This is a genomic window from Enterobacter cloacae complex sp. 2021EL-01169 (genome assembly GCF_020733125.1).
GTDB classification, from domain to species: domain Bacteria; phylum Pseudomonadota; class Gammaproteobacteria; order Enterobacterales; family Enterobacteriaceae; genus Enterobacter; species Enterobacter roggenkampii.
The window spans coordinates 122,132-138,104 of record NZ_JAJFTC010000004.1 but is presented as its reverse complement, the minus strand read 5'-3'; the positions used below and the strand labels follow the sequence as shown (position 1 = coordinate 138,104).

18 protein-coding genes are annotated in these 15,973 nt (G+C 56.2%); 9 read left to right on the top strand and 9 right to left on the bottom strand.

Going from position 1 to position 15,973, the window contains the following annotated elements:
* Positions 1 to 12: 12 nt before the first annotated feature.
* Positions 13 to 795: an MBL fold metallo-hydrolase gene (locus LLF79_RS13705; RefSeq protein WP_227879648.1), complete on the bottom strand. Its 783-nt coding sequence runs from the start codon at positions 793 to 795 to the stop codon at positions 13 to 15.
* Between the two features lie 125 nt (positions 796 to 920).
* Here LLF79_RS13705 and LLF79_RS13700 point away from each other — a divergent pair, with 125 nt between their 5' ends.
* A complete protein-coding gene (locus LLF79_RS13700; protein WP_008500607.1) occupies positions 921 to 1,061 on the top strand; it encodes a hypothetical protein in 141 nt (46 codons plus the stop codon).
* Positions 1,062 to 1,106: 45 nt separating this feature from the next.
* On the opposite strand, the gene LLF79_RS13695 is transcribed toward LLF79_RS13700, so the two are convergent.
* Both LLF79_RS13695 and LLF79_RS13690 read right to left on the bottom strand, forming a co-directional pair.
* Complete coding sequence (locus LLF79_RS13695) at positions 1,107 to 2,513, bottom strand: DUF1996 domain-containing protein (protein ID WP_227879727.1); 1,407 nt, start codon at positions 2,511 to 2,513, stop codon at positions 1,107 to 1,109.
* 144 nt (positions 2,514 to 2,657) lie between these two features.
* Positions 2,658 to 2,825, bottom strand: a complete 168-nt coding sequence (locus LLF79_RS13690) for a hypothetical protein (RefSeq protein ID WP_008500610.1) — start codon at positions 2,823 to 2,825, stop codon at positions 2,658 to 2,660.
* A 245-nt stretch (positions 2,826 to 3,070) separates the two neighbouring features.
* Here LLF79_RS13690 and LLF79_RS13685 point away from each other — a divergent pair, with 245 nt between their 5' ends.
* Genes LLF79_RS13685 through LLF79_RS13670 form a run of 4 tightly spaced genes read left to right on the top strand, consistent with a single transcriptional unit; the run spans position 3,071 to position 6,165 of the window.
* A complete protein-coding gene (locus tag LLF79_RS13685) occupies positions 3,071 to 3,901 on the top strand; it encodes an ABC transporter substrate-binding protein (protein WP_072253605.1) in 831 nt (276 codons plus the stop codon).
* A 2-nt stretch (positions 3,902 to 3,903) separates the two neighbouring features.
* Entirely contained in the window at positions 3,904 to 4,719 is an 816-nt protein-coding gene (locus LLF79_RS13680) for an amino acid ABC transporter ATP-binding protein (protein WP_023327195.1), read from the top strand.
* Positions 4,719 to 5,495 (top strand): amino acid ABC transporter permease, encoded by a 777-nt coding sequence (locus LLF79_RS13675; protein ID WP_181367611.1) that lies wholly within the window; start codon positions 4,719 to 4,721, stop codon positions 5,493 to 5,495. The genes LLF79_RS13680 and LLF79_RS13675 overlap by 1 nt, the downstream gene beginning before the upstream one ends.
* Entirely contained in the window at positions 5,479 to 6,165 is a 687-nt protein-coding gene (locus LLF79_RS13670; RefSeq protein ID WP_181367612.1) for an amino acid ABC transporter permease, read from the top strand. The genes LLF79_RS13675 and LLF79_RS13670 overlap by 17 nt, the downstream gene beginning before the upstream one ends.
* Here the strand turns inward: LLF79_RS13670 and fumD are convergent.
* The 4 genes from fumD to LLF79_RS13650 form a co-directional block, all read right to left on the bottom strand.
* On the bottom strand, positions 6,146 to 6,355 hold the full coding sequence (gene fumD, locus LLF79_RS13665) for a fumarate hydratase FumD (protein WP_008500615.1): 210 nt from the start codon (positions 6,353 to 6,355) through the stop codon (positions 6,146 to 6,148). The genes LLF79_RS13670 and fumD overlap by 20 nt on opposite strands.
* A 110-nt stretch (positions 6,356 to 6,465) precedes the next feature.
* Positions 6,466 to 7,278 (bottom strand): MetQ/NlpA family ABC transporter substrate-binding protein, encoded by an 813-nt coding sequence (locus tag LLF79_RS13660; protein ID WP_008500616.1) that lies wholly within the window; start codon positions 7,276 to 7,278, stop codon positions 6,466 to 6,468.
* A 148-nt stretch (positions 7,279 to 7,426) separates the two neighbouring features.
* Positions 7,427 to 8,095: a methionine ABC transporter permease gene (locus LLF79_RS13655; protein WP_008500617.1), complete on the bottom strand. Its 669-nt coding sequence runs from the start codon at positions 8,093 to 8,095 to the stop codon at positions 7,427 to 7,429.
* Positions 8,088 to 9,110: a methionine ABC transporter ATP-binding protein gene (locus LLF79_RS13650; RefSeq protein ID WP_227879645.1), complete on the bottom strand. Its 1,023-nt coding sequence runs from the start codon at positions 9,108 to 9,110 to the stop codon at positions 8,088 to 8,090. Before LLF79_RS13650 ends, LLF79_RS13655 begins: the two co-directional genes overlap by 8 nt.
* A gap of 400 nt (positions 9,111 to 9,510) precedes the next feature.
* On the opposite strand from LLF79_RS13650, the gene LLF79_RS13645 reads away from it, so the two are divergent.
* From LLF79_RS13645 to lpp, 4 genes are all read left to right on the top strand, one after another.
* Positions 9,511 to 10,881 (top strand): cystathionine beta-synthase, encoded by a 1,371-nt coding sequence (locus tag LLF79_RS13645; protein WP_039266185.1) that lies wholly within the window; start codon positions 9,511 to 9,513, stop codon positions 10,879 to 10,881.
* A gap of 11 nt (positions 10,882 to 10,892) precedes the next feature.
* Positions 10,893 to 12,038, top strand: a complete 1,146-nt coding sequence (locus LLF79_RS13640; protein WP_021241113.1) for a PLP-dependent aspartate aminotransferase family protein — start codon at positions 10,893 to 10,895, stop codon at positions 12,036 to 12,038.
* Positions 12,039 to 12,415: 377 nt separating this feature from the next.
* The gene (pykF, locus tag LLF79_RS13635; protein WP_008500621.1) at positions 12,416 to 13,828 is read left to right on the top strand and encodes a pyruvate kinase PykF; all 1,413 of its coding nucleotides are present in this window, start codon (positions 12,416 to 12,418) and stop codon (positions 13,826 to 13,828) included.
* A 309-nt stretch (positions 13,829 to 14,137) separates the two neighbouring features.
* Positions 14,138 to 14,374, top strand: a complete 237-nt coding sequence (lpp, locus tag LLF79_RS13630) for a murein lipoprotein Lpp (protein WP_001082307.1) — start codon at positions 14,138 to 14,140, stop codon at positions 14,372 to 14,374.
* 60 nt (positions 14,375 to 14,434) lie between these two features.
* Here the strand turns inward: lpp and LLF79_RS13625 are convergent, their stop codons facing one another.
* Together LLF79_RS13625 and sufE are read right to left on the bottom strand one after the other, a co-directional pair.
* On the bottom strand, positions 14,435 to 15,448 hold the full coding sequence (locus LLF79_RS13625) for a L,D-transpeptidase family protein (RefSeq protein WP_045336088.1): 1,014 nt from the start codon (positions 15,446 to 15,448) through the stop codon (positions 14,435 to 14,437).
* A 97-nt stretch (positions 15,449 to 15,545) separates the two neighbouring features.
* Positions 15,546 to 15,962, bottom strand: coding sequence for a cysteine desulfuration protein SufE (gene sufE / locus LLF79_RS13620; RefSeq protein WP_129344137.1), 417 nt, complete (start codon positions 15,960 to 15,962; stop codon positions 15,546 to 15,548).
* Positions 15,963 to 15,973 lie beyond the last annotated feature (11 nt).

Sequence of the window (15,973 nt, the reverse complement as noted above, 5' to 3'; positions counted from 1 at the left end):
ACCCACCGTGCTTCACTTGAGACAAGCAATATATTTCTGGCCCGACCGCTGCACGATGTCATCGGCGTTTGCCGGAATGTTCTGCCCTTCGAACGCGCCGTAAAGACGGGCGAACGATTTTCCCGACAGGCGCCAGGTAACGTCCTCAACCGTACGGGCAGGCAGCGGAAGCATATTCGGGTAGCTCCACATGAACGACACGGCCTCTTTCCCTGGGGTCACCTGCAAAATGTCTCCCGCCAGTAAAACGCCCTCGCCCTCCTGCCAGTGCAGTACCGTTCCGCCCGCAAAATGCCCGCCGAGACGCAGCAGCGTAACCGACGGGACTATCTCCAGCGCATCGCCATCCCAGAAATGAATCGCCGGGCTGTCGCGCATCACCCATTCGCTATCGCTCACGTGCAGATAGACCGGCGCGTCGAAAGCCGCGGCCCACTCCTGCATCGTGGTGTAATAGTGCGGATGCGAAATCGCAATGGCGCGAAGGCCGCCGAGTGCGGCGATGAGCGTTTGGGTTGCAGGATCAAGGTTGGCGATGCAGTCCCAGAGAATGTTACCGTGGGGAGTACGCAGGAGGAGTGCCCGCTGGTTAATGGCAAAAGCGGGTACCGTCTTGATACTGAATAACTGCGGCTCCAGCTGCTGCCATTTGTTGGCGTGTGTCGCCGTTACCGTCGCGTAATCGATCCACGCCTGGCCGCTGGCCGGAACATACTGACGTTCATCCTCGCAAATGGCACATCTCTCCGGCGTTCCCTCATAAGAAGTACCGCAGGTTCTACAGAGTGTAATCATGAGCGCTCCTCAGTGATAAAGCACTGAGTATGGCAGGGATTATCCTTATGTGCTGCGAGGTACATTGCTGGCGTTTTTTACCCTATACTGTGCCAGTATCAAAAACCGAACAGAGCAGGTGCAAGATGGAAATTGATCTCGATAACTTAGTTTTTAACGGTCTGGATGAAGCGGAAGAGCGTAACGCAGAACGTCTGGACGATGCGGATAAAAAAGCGCAGGCGATTATTGCCGACGACGACTGCGGCGACGCCTGCAAGATCTGATAAAAAAGCACCGGAAAACCGGTGCTTTTTTCATTGCGGGGAAGATTACAGCTCAGGCGTCTTTTTAAACCCCGTTAGCATCAGAACCAGGCTTTCTGATGAAGACGCCGGTTCGAACTGGTAATGATTCCCCTGGCGGTCACCGCCGATATACCACGAGATTTCGGTTTTTCCTTCCGCCAGCGCCTTGCGCACGGCTTTGTCCACGTTCACCATCCGGTATTCACGAGAATGGTTCAGATAGAGCACTGCGTCGGAGCGATAGTTACAGGCCGGACGCGAGGCCCATCTTACGGTAGCAGGATCCCAGTCATTGCTGGCCGGATAGAAGAAGATCTGATCGGCACCGTTAGTTTCCACTTTGCCGCCATAAATCCGCACGCGGTATGTAAACTGCGAAGGATCTTGCCCGGCAGGCAGAGGGGGAATGTGGAACTTCACCAGCGACAGCGTTTCGCTGTTTTTCGTGCGCCCCCCGTTCTGCCAGTTATCCTGCACCAGTAAAACCTGCGGTTCGGGCTGGGAGAGGTCTGGCTCCAGGCTGCTGAGCCAGACGTTGGCCTTCGCTCTGGAATAACCATACGGGACGGTGGTGCCACAATCTAACCCGCGGTTCATGCACAGGTCCGTCATAAAGCGCGCGGCGTCTTCCGTCCAGCCGTTCATAAAATCTGCATGCGCCGTATACAGGCTACCCCACCGCTCTTCTCGCTCATCGCCGTGCATGATGGGGTCCATGGAGAGCTGCACTTTGCTGGTATCAAGCGAGCTAATCGTCGGGAGTACGTAAGCAATGTTCATGTTCACGGTGGGAATTTTCACCGGGAAGGTGGACGGGCACTGCCCCTTGACGTCGTAGGTGGCGTTAATCAGACCATGGGCAGGCTTCAGGTTCACTCCATCCCAGCAGTTAGGAAACTGAATGCCGATATTAAACTGCACGGCATCGTTCGCCTTGCGCAAGCCGCAGACCTCACCGGTTTTGGTGGTGTAACCCTTGCCGTTGGCACATAAAAAGGTGATATGTGGATTCGGCGCACTACCGTGATGGTCGCCCGCCAGCAGCGACAGCCCCGCCGGGAAAGGGTGTAGCGGCCAGGCGTCCACGTTCGATGCCTGATAATAGGTTTTTTGATACGCCGGTTTGACGACCGTGCCGTCAGGCAGGCGAAGCGAAGGTGCCCAGTAGGCAGAGCTGTCGGCTTTGTTATCGCAGGTGGTCTTTTCATCCCGGCGCAGGGATTCACGGCTGGAGTCAGCATCCGTTTGCACGTTGCCGAAGAAGTCGTGCTGCATGGCCTCGTTGGGCATGCCGTACATCATAATGGCGTCATCGCCAAGGGTATGGGAATAGCCGCAAACAACATGCGCCTGCGGTGCGGCGTGTGCCGCATGAATTGTGAAAAGTAGCGCAGGGACAGAAAGCGCGCGTGTTAACGTGGTCCGTTTCATCATTTTCTCCATGACTGAAAGGACACATTGGTAACAAAAGCGGGCTAATTAACCGAATGATTCAGAGCGTACTTTTCCGTCTTTTGAGGCTTTACAGACGTCACGCACACCTCATTCCAGTACGTTTCGCGCGTGCGGCGCAGTTCAGCGTGGCGTTTTATCATGGAACCACTCCGGGTCAATGTTGGCAACGTCTACGCCATACAGGCTGGCGACAGGCAGTATCGACTCAAGAACACGTTGCGCGCTGTTCTCCGCATTCGCTGGTCGGGTCGCAAAAAACCGCCGTAACGTGCTGATCCATTTTTTCATCGTCTTACCCTCTCTCGCCGTATCTGCCTTCAGTTAAGCACCCCAATCCCGTGCAGGGGAAATACCAAAATCCACTGTCGATGTGCAGGATCTGCAAATAGCGCCCCGTCCTTTTCACGCTTCATTAACACCTTGTTCACTAATGCTTTTTTGCTCATAGCAAAGAACGATTTCTTATTTGGCGATAGCTTTCCCTTATGGGAGCGTAACGGGGTAAAACAAAAACAACGGGATGGCGTATGACTATGGCAGCAAAAATGAAAGGGTTTAAAAAACGGACGCTGGTTCTGGGCGTAGTGGCAGCCTGGGGCCTGTTTTCAGCGCAGGCGCAGGCCGATCAGCTGGCGGATATCAAGGCAGCAGGGGTGGTGAAAGTCGCCACGTTTGATGCCAACCCGCCGTTTGGCTCGATTGATGCCAAAACGCATGAGATCGTGGGTTACGACGTAGACTTCGCCAAAGCGCTGGCAACATCGCTCGGCGTGAAGCTTGAACTGGTTGCCACCAATCCGGCCAACCGCATTCCGCTGCTGCAGTCCGGCAAAGCGGACCTGATCGTGGCGGATATCACCATCACGCCGGAACGCGCGCAGGTGATTGACTTCTCGACGCCTTACTTTGTCACCGGCCAGCAGTTCCTGGTTCCGGCGAAATCTCCGGACAAGCTCGATGACTACAGCCGGGCGCGCATTGGCGCGGTCAAAGGCACGACGGGCGAGCAGGCGCTGCACCAGCGCTTCCCGCAGTCCCGCGTCCTCTCTTATGACGACATTCCCCTGGCGCTGACCGCACTGCGCAACGGCAACGTGCAGGCCATTACCCAGGACAGCACCATTCTGGCCGGTCTGCTGGCGCAGGCGCCGGACAAAGCCAACTTCAAAATTCTGCCCGACCTGCTGAGCAAAGAAGAGATTGGCGTGGGGGTGAAAAAAGGTGAAACGGCGCTGCTGAAAGCCGTCAACGACGAGCTGGTCAATCTCGAGAAGACCGGTCAGGCGGCTAAAATCTACGACGTCTGGTTTGGTCCTGGCACCCCTGCTCCACAGCCCCGCGCCTTTAAAATAGAAGCCAGATAATGATGCTCTCAGGTTTATTTTCCCACTCCGCGGCCGGTGCCGCGGATTTTTCACATCTGGAACAGGCCAGCGTCGAGTTTCGCCACGTGGACAAACGCTACGGTGACCATCAGGTTTTGAACGACATTAACCTCACTATCACGCCCGGTGAAGTGGTTGCCATCCTCGGCCCGTCGGGTTCCGGTAAATCCACCCTGATTCGTCTTATCAACCAGCTTGAACCCCTGAGCGGCGGGGAGATCCTGGTCGACAACAAGCCTACCGGCAGGCTCTCCGGTAGCGGGCTGCGCCAGCTGCGAAGCCGCGTGGGGTTTGTGTTTCAGCAGTTCAATCTTTATGCCCACCTCACCGCCAGCCAGAACATCACCCTGGCGCTTGAGCACGTCCACGGCTGGAAGCCGCTCCCCGCTCAGGCGCGCGCGCTGGCCCTGCTGGAGAAAGTCGGGATGCTGGAAAAAGCCCACCATTACCCGGCTGAGCTTTCCGGTGGACAGCAGCAGCGGGTCGCGATTGCCCGCGCCCTGGCCTCGTCACCGCAAATCATTCTCTTTGACGAGCCGACGTCGGCACTCGATCCCGAGATGATTGGTGAAGTGCTGTTTGTGATGAAAGCCCTCGCCCACAGCGGGATCACGATGATCGTGGTGACCCATGAGATGCAGTTTGCCCGGGAAATTGCCGACCGGATTGTCTTTATCGACGGCGGGCAAATTCTGGAAACCGCGCCGCCGGCACAGTTTTTCAGCCAGCCAGCGCATCCGCGCGCGCAGCGGTTCCTGCAAAAGGTGCTGGACCCGCTGCATCAGGAGCATCTGTAATGCCCGCGCTCGACTGGCAGGGAGTACTGACCGGACAGCCTCTGCAGTGGATACTTTCCGGATTTCTCACCACCCTGTGGGTGACGCTGGCGGGGATCGCGCTGGCCAGCCTGCTCGCACTGCTCTTTATGCTCCTGCGCCTGTCCGGTGGACGCGTCGGGAAAGCGATCGTCAGCGGCTGGGTATCGATGTTTCGCAATACCCCGCTGCTGGTGCAGCTGCTGTTCTGGTATTTTGCCGCCTGGAACGGGCTGCCGCAGGCGTTTCGCGACGCGGTCAACGCCGATCACAGCTGGTCCATTCTGCCCGGCGACGTCTGGTGGTTTACGCCCGAATTTTTATGTTCTGCCTGGGGGCTGGGCGTATTTACCTCGGCGTTTTTAATCGAAGAAGTGGAATCAGGCTTGCGGTCTGTGCCAGCCGGGCAACGGGAGGCGGCGCTCGCCCAGGGTTTCTCCACGTGGCGCGTGTTTCGCTACATCCTGCTGCCGCAGGGGCTGGCTAACGCCTGGCAGCCCGTTGTGGGCCAGTATCTCAACCTGATGAAGCTCTCCTCGCTCGCCAGCGGGATTGGCTTCGCCGAGCTCACCTACCAGGTCAGGCAGATCGAAAGCTATAACGCGCACGCGCTGGAGGCATTTACCCTCGGTACCGCACTCTATCTCCTGACCGGTCTGGTCATGGGAATGGTGCTGGTTCGCCTTGGGCCGCAGGCGAAACGTAAACGTCCGATCGTCGCTACCGCAGGGAGTGAAAAACATGATTGCCGGACTTAATGTCATCACCGATAACCTCGATTATCTGCTGTGGGGACGCGCGGCAGCCGGTGAACCGGGGGGCGTGTTGCTCTCGCTGATGATGGCGACTGGAGCAGCCGTTATCGCCCTGCCCGCTGGGATTGCGCTCGCGTGCCTGGCCTGGCGCTTTACCGGGCTCGTGCGCAAAGCCCTCTTTTTATGGGCAGAGCTGATTCGCGGGATCCCGCTCATCTTCGTGATTTTCTGGATGTGGTATCTCCTGCCGCTCATGACCGGGGGCGATCTGCCCGGGGCGCTGACCGTCACGCTGGCGCTGGCCTGGTTTACGGCGGCCACCGTGATGCACTCGGTCCTGGCCGGGCTGAGCGCGCTGCCGACCGGGCAGTACGAAGCCGCGCTGTCACAGGGATTCAGCACGCAGCAAACCCTGTGGCGCGTGCTGCTGCCGCAGGCGCTGGGGAATATTCTGCCGTCGCTGGTGGGGATTTTTATCAGCCTGCTGAAGGATACGTCGCTGGCGTTTATCGTGAACGTCCCGGAGCTGACCACGGTGGCGGGACAGGTCAACAACCGGGTGCAAATCTACCCGGCGGCCATTTTTATTTTTACGGGCGTGGTCTACTACCTGCTCTGCTGCTCGCTTGAGCAGCTTGCGAAGCGCTGGCGCCTTACCCGGCCAGCGCTTTAACCACCGTTTCCATCGCTTCGGTTGTCAATTCACTGCGTTTCACGCGCTGGTTCGCCAGCGCGGTACGCAGAACACCGGCAATGACAATATGCTTTGGCTCCTGCCCTAAATCACGCATCTCAAGCACCACCTTTCCGACCACCCGGCACATCTCCTGGTACAGCGCTTCATCTTTGGTCACGTTACCCATCGTCATCACTCCATTGCCTGTTAAACGTTGAGCTTAAATGATTCTCCTGCCGGATACAAAAAAGAAGCCCGGCGAGAGACTCGCCGGGCTTCATCTGTAAAATCAGTCAATTAGTTGTTTACTGGAATGACCGCGCCTTTGTACTTGGTGCGGATCCAGTCCTGAATCTCTTTCGAGTGCAGCACGTTCACCAGCGCGACGATGTCTTTCTTCTTCTCGTCACCGCGATGCACGGTGATAATGTTGGCATACGGGTTGTTTTCACCGCTCTCAACCGCAATCGGGTCGTGAACCGGATCCAGACCGGCGTCAATCGCGTAGTTGGCGTTAATCACCACCGCGTCGCCTTCGTTGTTGTTGTACATCTGCGGCAGCAGAGACGCTTCCACGTTAGGCGTGAACTTCAGCTTTTTCGGGTTCTCGACGATGTCGCTGATGCGCGCGGTCACTTTATCGATGCCCGGCTTCAGCTTGATCACGCCCTCTTTCTCGAAGATGGAAAGAATACGCCCCTCTTCAGAAACCGCGTCACGCATGATGATCTTGCCACCTTCCGGCAGGTCTTTCAGCGACTTGTATTTTTTGGAGTAGATGCCGATTGGCTCAATGTGGATCGCGCCCGCACTGACAAAATCGTAGTCCTTATCGCCCGCATGATCTTTCAGCACGCTGTTCAGGTAAGGAATGTGCTGGAAATAGTTCGCATCGATGTCATGACCCGCCAGCGCGGTGTTCGGCAGAATGTAGTCCTGGAACGGTTTAATCTCCAGGTCGATCCCCTGCTTCGCCAGAATCGGCTTTGCCTGCTCCAGAATTTCCGCATGCGGCGTGTTGGACGCGCCCACGGTCAGGGTGTCGGCCCAGGAGGCAAAGCTCAGGGCGCTCAGGGTTGCAGCGGCGATCAGCGTCAGTGTCTTTTTCATGATGTGGTTCCTGTGTGTTGTTGTTACCCTAAATAGTTCGAGTCACAGGAAGGCGGCAAGTGAGTGAATCCCCAGGAGCTTACATACAGTAAGTGACTGGGGTGAACGAATGCAGCCAACGCGCCTGAGGCTCGAAATATGACGGGTATTAGCGTTTATCTAACAGTGAAGTAATGACATCGCCGCAGAACTGGATAATGAAAACGATGATCAGAATGGTCACCGTTGCCACCAGCGTGACGTCACCATGGTTGCGCTGGAATCCTTCCAGATAAGCCAGATTTCCCAAACCACCGGCGCCAATCACCCCCGCCATGGCGCTGTAGCTCACCAGCGCAATCAGCGTCACCGTAATACCCGATACCAGTGCAGGTGATGATTCCGGCAGTAAAACCCGAAATACGAGCGTGCTCAGTCGTGCGCCCATCGAGCGCGTCGCTTCAATCACGCCTTTATCCACTTCACGCAGGGCGATCTCCACCAGGCGTGCGTAGAACGGTGCGGCCCCCACAATCAGGGCCGGCAGCGCCGCGTTGGCGCCAAGAATGGTGCCGACAACGGTCTTGGTGAACGGGATCAGCAGCACAATCAAAATGATGAACGGAATCGAGCGGAACACGTTCACCACAATCGAAATGACGCTATATACCGTGCGGTTGTGGAACAATCCGCCGCGCGCGGTTAAAAACAGCGCCAGACCCAGCACGATGCCTAATACAAAGGTCGCCACACCGGAAAGCGCGGTCATGTACAGCGTCTCCAGCGTCGCCGCCCAAAGCTGATCCCACTTGAGATGCGGAAAGAGATTCTCAGCCATGTTTAATCACCTCGCCTTCAATATCGCTGTGCTGCAGGTCGGCGAGGATATTGTTCAGTTGTTCATCAGATGCCACGACGTGCACCCAGAGCTGACCAAACACGCCGTGAGCGGTTTGGGTCATTTTTCCGTGCAGAATGTTAAACGGCAGGCCGTAGCGCAGCGTGAGCTCACCCACAATCGGTTTATGCGTGCTGTGCCCGGTAAAGGTCAGCCTGATGACCGTCCCTTCCAGATCGTTTGCCAGTTCGGTATTGAAGGTTTCTTCTTCAGCGTACTGGCTCACCTGACGGACAAACTGCTGCGTAATCGGCTGCTGCGGATGGGTAAAGACGCTCAGCACGTCTCCCTCTTCCACCACTTTACCGTTCTCCATCACCGCCACGCGGTCGCAGATTTTGCGCACCACGTGCATCTCGTGCGTGATCAGCACGATGGTCAGCCTGAAACGACGGTTAATATCCAGCAGCAGATCGAGGATCTGATCGGTGGTCTGCGGGTCAAGCGCGGAGGTGGCTTCATCGCAGAGCAGCACATCCGGGCGATTAGCCAGCGCACGCACAATGCCCACGCGCTGCTTTTGCCCACCGCTCAGCTGTGATGGATAGGCATGCTCGCGACCTTTCAGGCCAACGAGTTCAATAAGCTCGGCCACGCGGGCCTTAATGTCGGCTTTTGGTACGCCGGCAATTTGCATCGAGAACGCAATATTCTCGCTGACCGTGCGCGACCACAGCAGGTTGAAGTGCTGAAACACCATGCTGATCTTCAGACGCGCCTGGCGCAGGGCTTCACCTTTTGCGGCAGAAATGTTCTGCCCGTTGATGGTTACGCTGCCGCTGCTCGGTTTTTCCAGACCATTCAGCAAGCGAATAAGCGTACTTTTACCTGCGCCGCTGTAACCGATGATCCCGTATATCTGTCCCTGTGCTATCGTCAAATTGACATTATCAACGGCCGTGAGCGCCACCTTTCCGTTGTCAAAAACCTTCGAAATATTGCTGAGAACTATCATTCTTATTCGTTATCCGTGCCGCCCTCGGCGGTTTAGCAGTATGGATGTCCAAACGATAGTAAACAGGCGTTATCAGCTTTTAAATGAACAAAAAAGAATGTGTTATAACTTTCGGAAATAAACAGCGGATTTACCGGGTGGGAAGCATTTAGATAAATTTCAGCAATGATTATCTGCCTGATGTATATCTGCTGGCTGACACCCTGCAAAAACGCTCATTTTTGCAGCATTTTATGCGTATATAGCCATCCTCACATCCAGACAACTTTACGTCTTGCTGTCCTGACATCCAAAAACATCATTTATATTCCTTTCTGTTCTAAAAAGCAGTGAATGGTTCTTTATTGAGAAAATTTCACCGCCCTATCATCCCGTCATGACATCCAGAAAGGAAAACATCATGACGATTTATCACTCCGTCACCGAACTGATTGGTCGTACCCCGCTGATCCAGCTGCATAAGCTTGATACCGGTCCCTGCTCGCTCTTTCTGAAGCTGGAAAACCAGAATCCCGGCGGCTCCATTAAGGATCGCGTTGCGCTGTCGATGATTAACGAAGCGGAACGTACCGGCCAGCTGCAGCCAGGCGGCACGATAATTGAAGCCACTGCGGGCAATACCGGTCTCGGCCTGGCCCTGATCGCCGCCCAGAAAGGCTACTCGCTGATCCTGGTAGTGCCGGACAAAATGAGCCGCGAGAAGATTTTCCACCTGCGCGCGCTGGGTGCCCAGGTGGTGCTGACCCGCTCCGACGTCAACAAAGGCCATCCTGCCTATTACCAGGATTACGCCCAGCGTCTGGCGAACGAACTGCCGGGCGCGTTTTACATCGACCAGTTCAACAACGAAGCCAACCCGCTGGCGCACCGCACCACCACGGCGCCTGAGCTGTATGAACAGCTTGACGGCAAAATCGACGCCATCGTGGTGGGCGTCGGCTCAGGCGGCACGCTGGGCGGCCTGCAGGCGTGGTTCGCCGAGCACTCTCCGCACACGGAATTTGTCCTGGCTGACCCGGCCGGATCCGTTCTCGCCGACCAGGTGGAAACCGGACGCTACCACGACGCGGGCTCCTGGCTGGTTGAGGGAATTGGCGAAGACTTTATTCCTCCGCTGGCCCACATTGAAGGGGTGAATCGCGCCTGGCGCATCACCGACCGCGAGGCCTTCACCACCGCGCGCGAGCTGCTGAAAACGGAGGGCATTCTGGCGGGCTCCTCCAGCGGTACGCTGCTGGCGGCCGCGCTGAAGTATTGCCAGGCGCAAACCACGCCGAAGCGGGTGGTGACCTTCGCCTGCGACAGCGGCAATAAATATCTCTCGAAGATGTTCAACGACGACTGGATGCGACAGCAGGGGCTCATCACGCGTCCTCAGGCCGGCGATCTCTCTGATTACATCGCCCTGCGCCACGATGAAGGTGCCACCGTCACCGCGGCCCCGGACGACACGCTCTCCACCGTCCTGGCGCGCATGCGTCTGTATGACATCTCCCAGCTGCCGGTGCTGGAGAACGGCAAGGTGGTGGGCATTATCGACGAGTGGGATCTCCTGCGACATATCGGCGGCGACGGCGATCGCTTCGCGCTGCCGGTGACGGCAGCCATGACGCGTCAGGTCGAGTTCCTTGACAAGCACGCGCCGGAAAGCGCCCTGCACGCCATCTTCGACCGCGGCCTTGTGGCCGTCATTAATGACAACGACCGTTTTCTCGGTCTGATTACGCGCAGCGACGTTCTGACCGCCTGGCGCAACCGTCTACAGCAATAAAGGAATCAATGATGAAAAATCTGGCCACCCTCAGCGTTCACAGCGGCGAATTTAACGACCAGCACGGCGCCGTTATGCCGCCAATTTACGCCACCTCGACGTTTGCGCAACCCGCGCCCGGGGAGCATACCGGCTACGAGTACTCCCGCAGCGGCAACCCCACCCGCCATGCGCTGGAAACCGCCATCGCCGAACTGGAAGGCGGCACGCGCGGCTACGCCTTCGCTTCCGGTCTGGCGGCCATCTCCACGGTGCTCGAACTGCTGGATAAAGACAGCCATATTGTCGCCATTGATGACGTATACGGCGGGACGTACCGCCTGATTGAAAACGTGCGCAAGCGCAGCACCGGGCTGCAGGTCAGCTGGGTCAAACCGGACGACCTGGCCGGGCTCGAGGCCGCCATTCGCCCGGAAACGCGTATGGTCTGGGTCGAAACGCCAACCAACCCGCTGCTGAAGCTGGCCGATCTGGCGGCCATCGCGGCGATCGCCCGTCGTCATAACGTCATCAGCGTGGCGGATAACACCTTCGCGTCGCCGGTGATCCACCGTCCGCTGGAGTCCGGGTTCGATATCGTGGTGCACTCGGCCACTAAATACCTTAACGGCCACTCTGACGTCGTCGCCGGGCTGGCGGTGGTGGGCGATAACAAGGCGCTGGCGGACAAGCTCGGCTATCTGCAGAACGCGGTGGGCGGCGTTCTGGATCCTTTCAGCAGCTTCCTGACGCTGCGCGGTATTCGCACGCTCGCGCTGAGGGTCGAAAAGCACAGCACCAACGCGCTGGCCATTGCGCAATGGCTGGAGCAGCATCCGCTGGTCGAAAACGTGTACTATCCAGGACTGGAATCGCATCCGCAGTACCAGCTTGCCCGCACGCAGATGGCGCTGCCCGGTGGCATGATTTCCGTCGTGGTAAAAGGCGATGCGCAACGCGCCACCGAGGTGATTCGCAACCTGAAGTTGTTCACCCTTGCGGAAAGCCTGGGCGGCGTGGAAAGTCTGGTGAGCCAGCCTTACAGCATGACCCACGCCTCAATTCCGCTTGAGCAACGCCTCGCAAACGGCATTGTGCCGCAGCTGATCCGCCTGTCGGTGGGGATTGAAGATCCTAAAGACCTGATTGCCGACCTCAGCCAGGCGCTGCAAAAATAAGCAAAGTGCGGCAGGTCCCTCACCTGCCGCGATAAGTTGTCATCATGGCTTAACGCCTTGATAACAATATTATGTGAAACAGCACAGATTATTTCTGAAACACCGTTTCCATTTTCCTTTTATCTTAGAATCAGCGTATAATGCGCACCTAATCCCTGGTGAATGGTTTCAGCGCTTGGAATACAAAAAACAACGTACAACTTCTCCTCTCCTTCGTTGGGCTGTCACTCAGGCACACTTTCTTCTGCACGCTCATTTGATGTCTCCTATCCTTAGTGCGTGTCATATACTCTTTTGCAACACAGGTTTGACTCCGCGGCGGTGCGCCCCCGGAGCGAGATTTCCATATCCTTCCCAACTTAAAGACTAAGACTGTCATGAAAAAGACGAAAATTGTTTGTACTATCGGCCCGAAAACCGAATCTGAAGAGATGCTGAGCAAAATGCTGGATGCCGGCATGAACGTGATGCGTCTGAACTTCTCCCACGGCGACTACGCAGAACACGGCCAGCGCATCCAGAACTTGCGCAACGTGATGAGCAAGACCGGTAAAAAAGCGGCCATCCTGCTGGATACCAAAGGTCCAGAAATCCGTACCATCAAGCTGGAAGGCGGTAACGACGTCTCTCTGAAAGCGGGCCAGACCTTCACCTTCACCACCGACAAATCCGTTATCGGCAACAGCGAAATCGTTGCAGTGACCTACGAAGGCTTCACCAGCGATCTGTCCGTTGGTAACACCGTGCTGGTCGACGATGGCCTGATCGGTATGGAAGTCACCGCTATCGAAGGCAACAAAGTTATCTGTAAAGTGCTGAACAACGGCGACCTGGGCGAAAACAAAGGCGTTAACCTGCCGGGCGTCTCCATCGCGCTGCCAGCCCTGGCTGAAAAAGACAAACAGGACCTGATCTTCGGCTGCGAGCAAGGCGTTGACTTCGTCGCGGCCTCCTTCATCCGTAAGCGTTCCGACGTGGTTGAAATCCGTGAGCACCTGAAAGCGCACGGCGGCGAGAAGATCCAGATCATCTCCAAAATCGAAAACCAGGAAGGCCTGAACAACTTCGACGAAATCCTCGAAGCGTCTGACGGCATCATGGTTGCACGTGGCGACCTGGGCGTTGAAATCCCTGTTGAAGAAGTGATCTTCGCGCAGAAGATGATGATCGAGAAGTGTGTGCGCGCGCGTAAAGTGGTTATCACCGCCACGCAGATGCTGGACTCCATGATCAAAAACCCACGCCCAACCCGCGCTGAAGCAGGCGACGTGGCAAACGCCATTCTCGACGGTACTGACGCAGTAATGCTGTCCGGTGAATCCGCGAAAGGTAAATACCCGCTGGAAGCGGTCGGCATCATGGCGACCATCTGTGAACGTACTGACCGCGTGATGACCAGCCGTCTGGACTTCAACAACGACAGCCGCAAGCTGCGTATCACCGAAGCAGTATGCCGCGGTGCGGTAGAAACTGCTGAGAAACTGGAAGCACCACTGATTGTGGTTGCTACTCAGGGCGGTAAATCTGCGCGCGCCGTGCGTAAATACTTCCCGGATGCGACCATCCTGGCCCTGACCACCAACGAAACCACTGCTCGTCAGCTGGTGCTGAGCAAAGGCGTCGTTGCGCACCTGGTTAAAGAGATCGCCTCTACTGACGATTTCTACATTCAGGGTAAAGCACTGGCTCTGGAAAGCGGTCTGGCACAGAAAGGCGACGTTGTGGTAATGGTTTCTGGCGCCCTGGTACCAAGCGGCACCACCAATACCGCATCTGTTCACGTGCTGTAATAATTCCCGAACGAATTAATTTGGATAAAAAGCGCCCATTGGGCGCTTTTTTTATTCCCGGCATTAGCCAAACGCATTCAAAATGCAAATCGGGTTTTTCTATTTAATTGCGAATTATCTAAGATGAATCCGATGATAAATGCCTTTTTTTCCTTAGATTTTTGCCTGAAAAGGGCTGATTCGGTGCTTCTTTGAGCGAACGATCAAAAATAGGTGTATTCCCATCAAAAAAATATTCTCAACCCAAAAAACTTTGTGTAATACTTGTAACGCTACATGGAGATTAACTCAATCTAGAGGGTATTAATAATGAATCGTACTAAACTGGTACTGGGCGCGGTAATCCTGGGTTCTACTCTGCTGGCTGGTTGCTCCAGCAACGCTAAAATCGATCAGCTGTCTTCTGACGTTCAGACTCTGAACGCTAAAGTTGACCAGCTGAGCAACGACGTGAACGCAATGCGTTCCGACGTTCAGGCTGCTAAAGACGACGCAGCTCGCGCTAACCAGCGTCTGGACAACCAGGCTACTAAATACCGTAAGTAATAGTACCTGTTAATAAAATGGCGCACATTGTGCGCCATTTTTTTTGCCTGCGTCAAACGCCTACTGCGTCACCCTCTCCCCTTCATCTTCCGCCACCGCAGCAGACACCCGGCTGTTCTGCACCGACAACACGCTATTGCTGGCTGACGGGCCGCTACCGGACGACACGATAACCGGGATCCCGGCACGACGTGACAGCGCTTTATCAATCAGCGCCTTATCGCTTCCTGCCTGAGAAACAAAGGCCGCAAAGTCGGCGGAATGGGTAATGGGCGAGACCTGCGGATTTTCCCCTTCTACCTGCGCCAGCGGACGGTGGACCTCAATATAGCGTTTACCATCCGGCTCCACGGAAAACTTCACGGGTTCATTAATAATCTGCACCCGCGTGCCCACCCGCACCTGTTCGAACAGCGCCTTAATGTCCGGGGCGTTCATCCGCATACAGCCAGAGCTGACACGCAGGCCAACGCTGTCCGGCGCGCTGGTGCCATGAATGAGATATTCCCCATTCCCCACGCCTAAACGCAGTGCGAAGCGTCCTAGCGGGTTATTTGGCCCGGCAGGGACCACCGGAGGCAGTTTAATGCCCTGCTCCAGAGAACGTGCTCGTATGCCCGGCGTGGGTGTCCAGGTGGGATTAGGGATCTTCTGGCTCACCCGCGTGGTCGTCACCGGCGTTTCCAGCCCCAGTTGCCCAATACCCAGAGGATAAACCTGAACAATATTTTGCCCCGGCGGGAAGTAGTAGAGCCGAAGCTCAGCAAGATTCACCACAATCCCCTCGCGGGGCGTATCCGGCAACAGCATTTGCGACGGAATGGTTATCACGGTGCCCGGCGCAGGGTTTACCGGCGCAATGGTATTGTTGGTTTCCAGGAGCACCTGCGCCGCCGTATTAAACCGGCGGGCGATGGTCTGCAGCTTATTATCTCCTTCCTGTATCGTGTAGGTTTGATTTTGCCCAATCAGACGACTGCCTGCGGGCGGCAACGGATAGTCCATCGCGCGGGCCGAATGAAGGGCTCCGAGCGAACTGAGGAGTAATAGAGTAATGAGAGACGCGCGCTTCATGCTGAGATTCCTTATTCACTGACAGAACGCCAGAAAGCTGAAAAACCAGCGAGGCGGGAACCACCTCGCGAAACAGAATGAATGCTGTTCTGTAAGTCTAGCTAAGGATTGCAGCTTTGGCGCGAATGGCGCGAATCATCGCTTCCAGTCCCTGAGAGCGGGACGGGGTGAGGTGTTGGGTTAAGGCCATTTTTTCAAACCACGGACGAACATCGAACGCGACGATATCCTGCGCCGACATCTGCTGGTAAAGGCTAAAGACGACCGCAATAAGCCCTTTTACAATGGCGGCATCGCTGTCGCCGCGCAATGCGATCGTGCCGTCATCCGACTGCGCCATCACAATCCACACCTGGCTCTGGCAGCCCTGAATACTGTTCTCCGGGCTGTGCGCCTCTTCACCGAGCGGCGGCAAACGCTGTCCCAGCTCGATGATATAGAGATACTTCTCTTCCCAGTTTGCGCAACGCGAGAAGTTGCGCAGTAATTTATCTTTGTCCGGCAGCTCTGCCATCTTTCGTCTCT

What these genes read in the sequence shown, in the direction of transcription:
- lpp (WP_001082307.1), top strand. Translation starts at nt 14,138, where the DNA reads ATGAATCGTACTAAACTGGTACTGGGCGCGGTAATCCTGGGTTCTACT.
- LLF79_RS13695 (WP_227879727.1), bottom strand. Translation starts at nt 2,513, where the DNA reads ATGAAACGGACCACGTTAACACGCGCGCTTTCTGTCCCTGCGCTACTT.
- LLF79_RS13650 (WP_227879645.1), bottom strand. Translation starts at nt 9,110, where the DNA reads ATGATAGTTCTCAGCAATATTTCGAAGGTTTTTGACAACGGAAAGGTG.
- LLF79_RS13655 (WP_008500617.1), bottom strand. Translation starts at nt 8,095, where the DNA reads ATGGCTGAGAATCTCTTTCCGCATCTCAAGTGGGATCAGCTTTGGGCG.
- LLF79_RS13625 (WP_045336088.1), bottom strand. Translation starts at nt 15,448, where the DNA reads ATGAAGCGCGCGTCTCTCATTACTCTATTACTCCTCAGTTCGCTCGGA.
- LLF79_RS13680 (WP_023327195.1), top strand. Translation starts at nt 3,904, where the DNA reads ATGCTCTCAGGTTTATTTTCCCACTCCGCGGCCGGTGCCGCGGATTTT.
- LLF79_RS13685 (WP_072253605.1), top strand. Translation starts at nt 3,071, where the DNA reads ATGGCAGCAAAAATGAAAGGGTTTAAAAAACGGACGCTGGTTCTGGGC.
- LLF79_RS13675 (WP_181367611.1), top strand. Translation starts at nt 4,719, where the DNA reads ATGCCCGCGCTCGACTGGCAGGGAGTACTGACCGGACAGCCTCTGCAG.
- LLF79_RS13645 (WP_039266185.1), top strand. Translation starts at nt 9,511, where the DNA reads ATGACGATTTATCACTCCGTCACCGAACTGATTGGTCGTACCCCGCTG.
- LLF79_RS13705 (WP_227879648.1), bottom strand. Translation starts at nt 795, where the DNA reads ATGATTACACTCTGTAGAACCTGCGGTACTTCTTATGAGGGAACGCCG.
- LLF79_RS13660 (WP_008500616.1), bottom strand. Translation starts at nt 7,278, where the DNA reads ATGAAAAAGACACTGACGCTGATCGCCGCTGCAACCCTGAGCGCCCTG.
- LLF79_RS13670 (WP_181367612.1), top strand. Translation starts at nt 5,479, where the DNA reads ATGATTGCCGGACTTAATGTCATCACCGATAACCTCGATTATCTGCTG.
- LLF79_RS13640 (WP_021241113.1), top strand. Translation starts at nt 10,893, where the DNA reads ATGAAAAATCTGGCCACCCTCAGCGTTCACAGCGGCGAATTTAACGAC.
- LLF79_RS13700 (WP_008500607.1), top strand. Translation starts at nt 921, where the DNA reads ATGGAAATTGATCTCGATAACTTAGTTTTTAACGGTCTGGATGAAGCG.
- fumD (WP_008500615.1), bottom strand. Translation starts at nt 6,355, where the DNA reads ATGGGTAACGTGACCAAAGATGAAGCGCTGTACCAGGAGATGTGCCGG.
- pykF (WP_008500621.1), top strand. Translation starts at nt 12,416, where the DNA reads ATGAAAAAGACGAAAATTGTTTGTACTATCGGCCCGAAAACCGAATCT.
- sufE (WP_129344137.1), bottom strand. Translation starts at nt 15,962, where the DNA reads ATGGCAGAGCTGCCGGACAAAGATAAATTACTGCGCAACTTCTCGCGT.
- LLF79_RS13690 (WP_008500610.1), bottom strand. Translation starts at nt 2,825, where the DNA reads ATGAAAAAATGGATCAGCACGTTACGGCGGTTTTTTGCGACCCGACCA.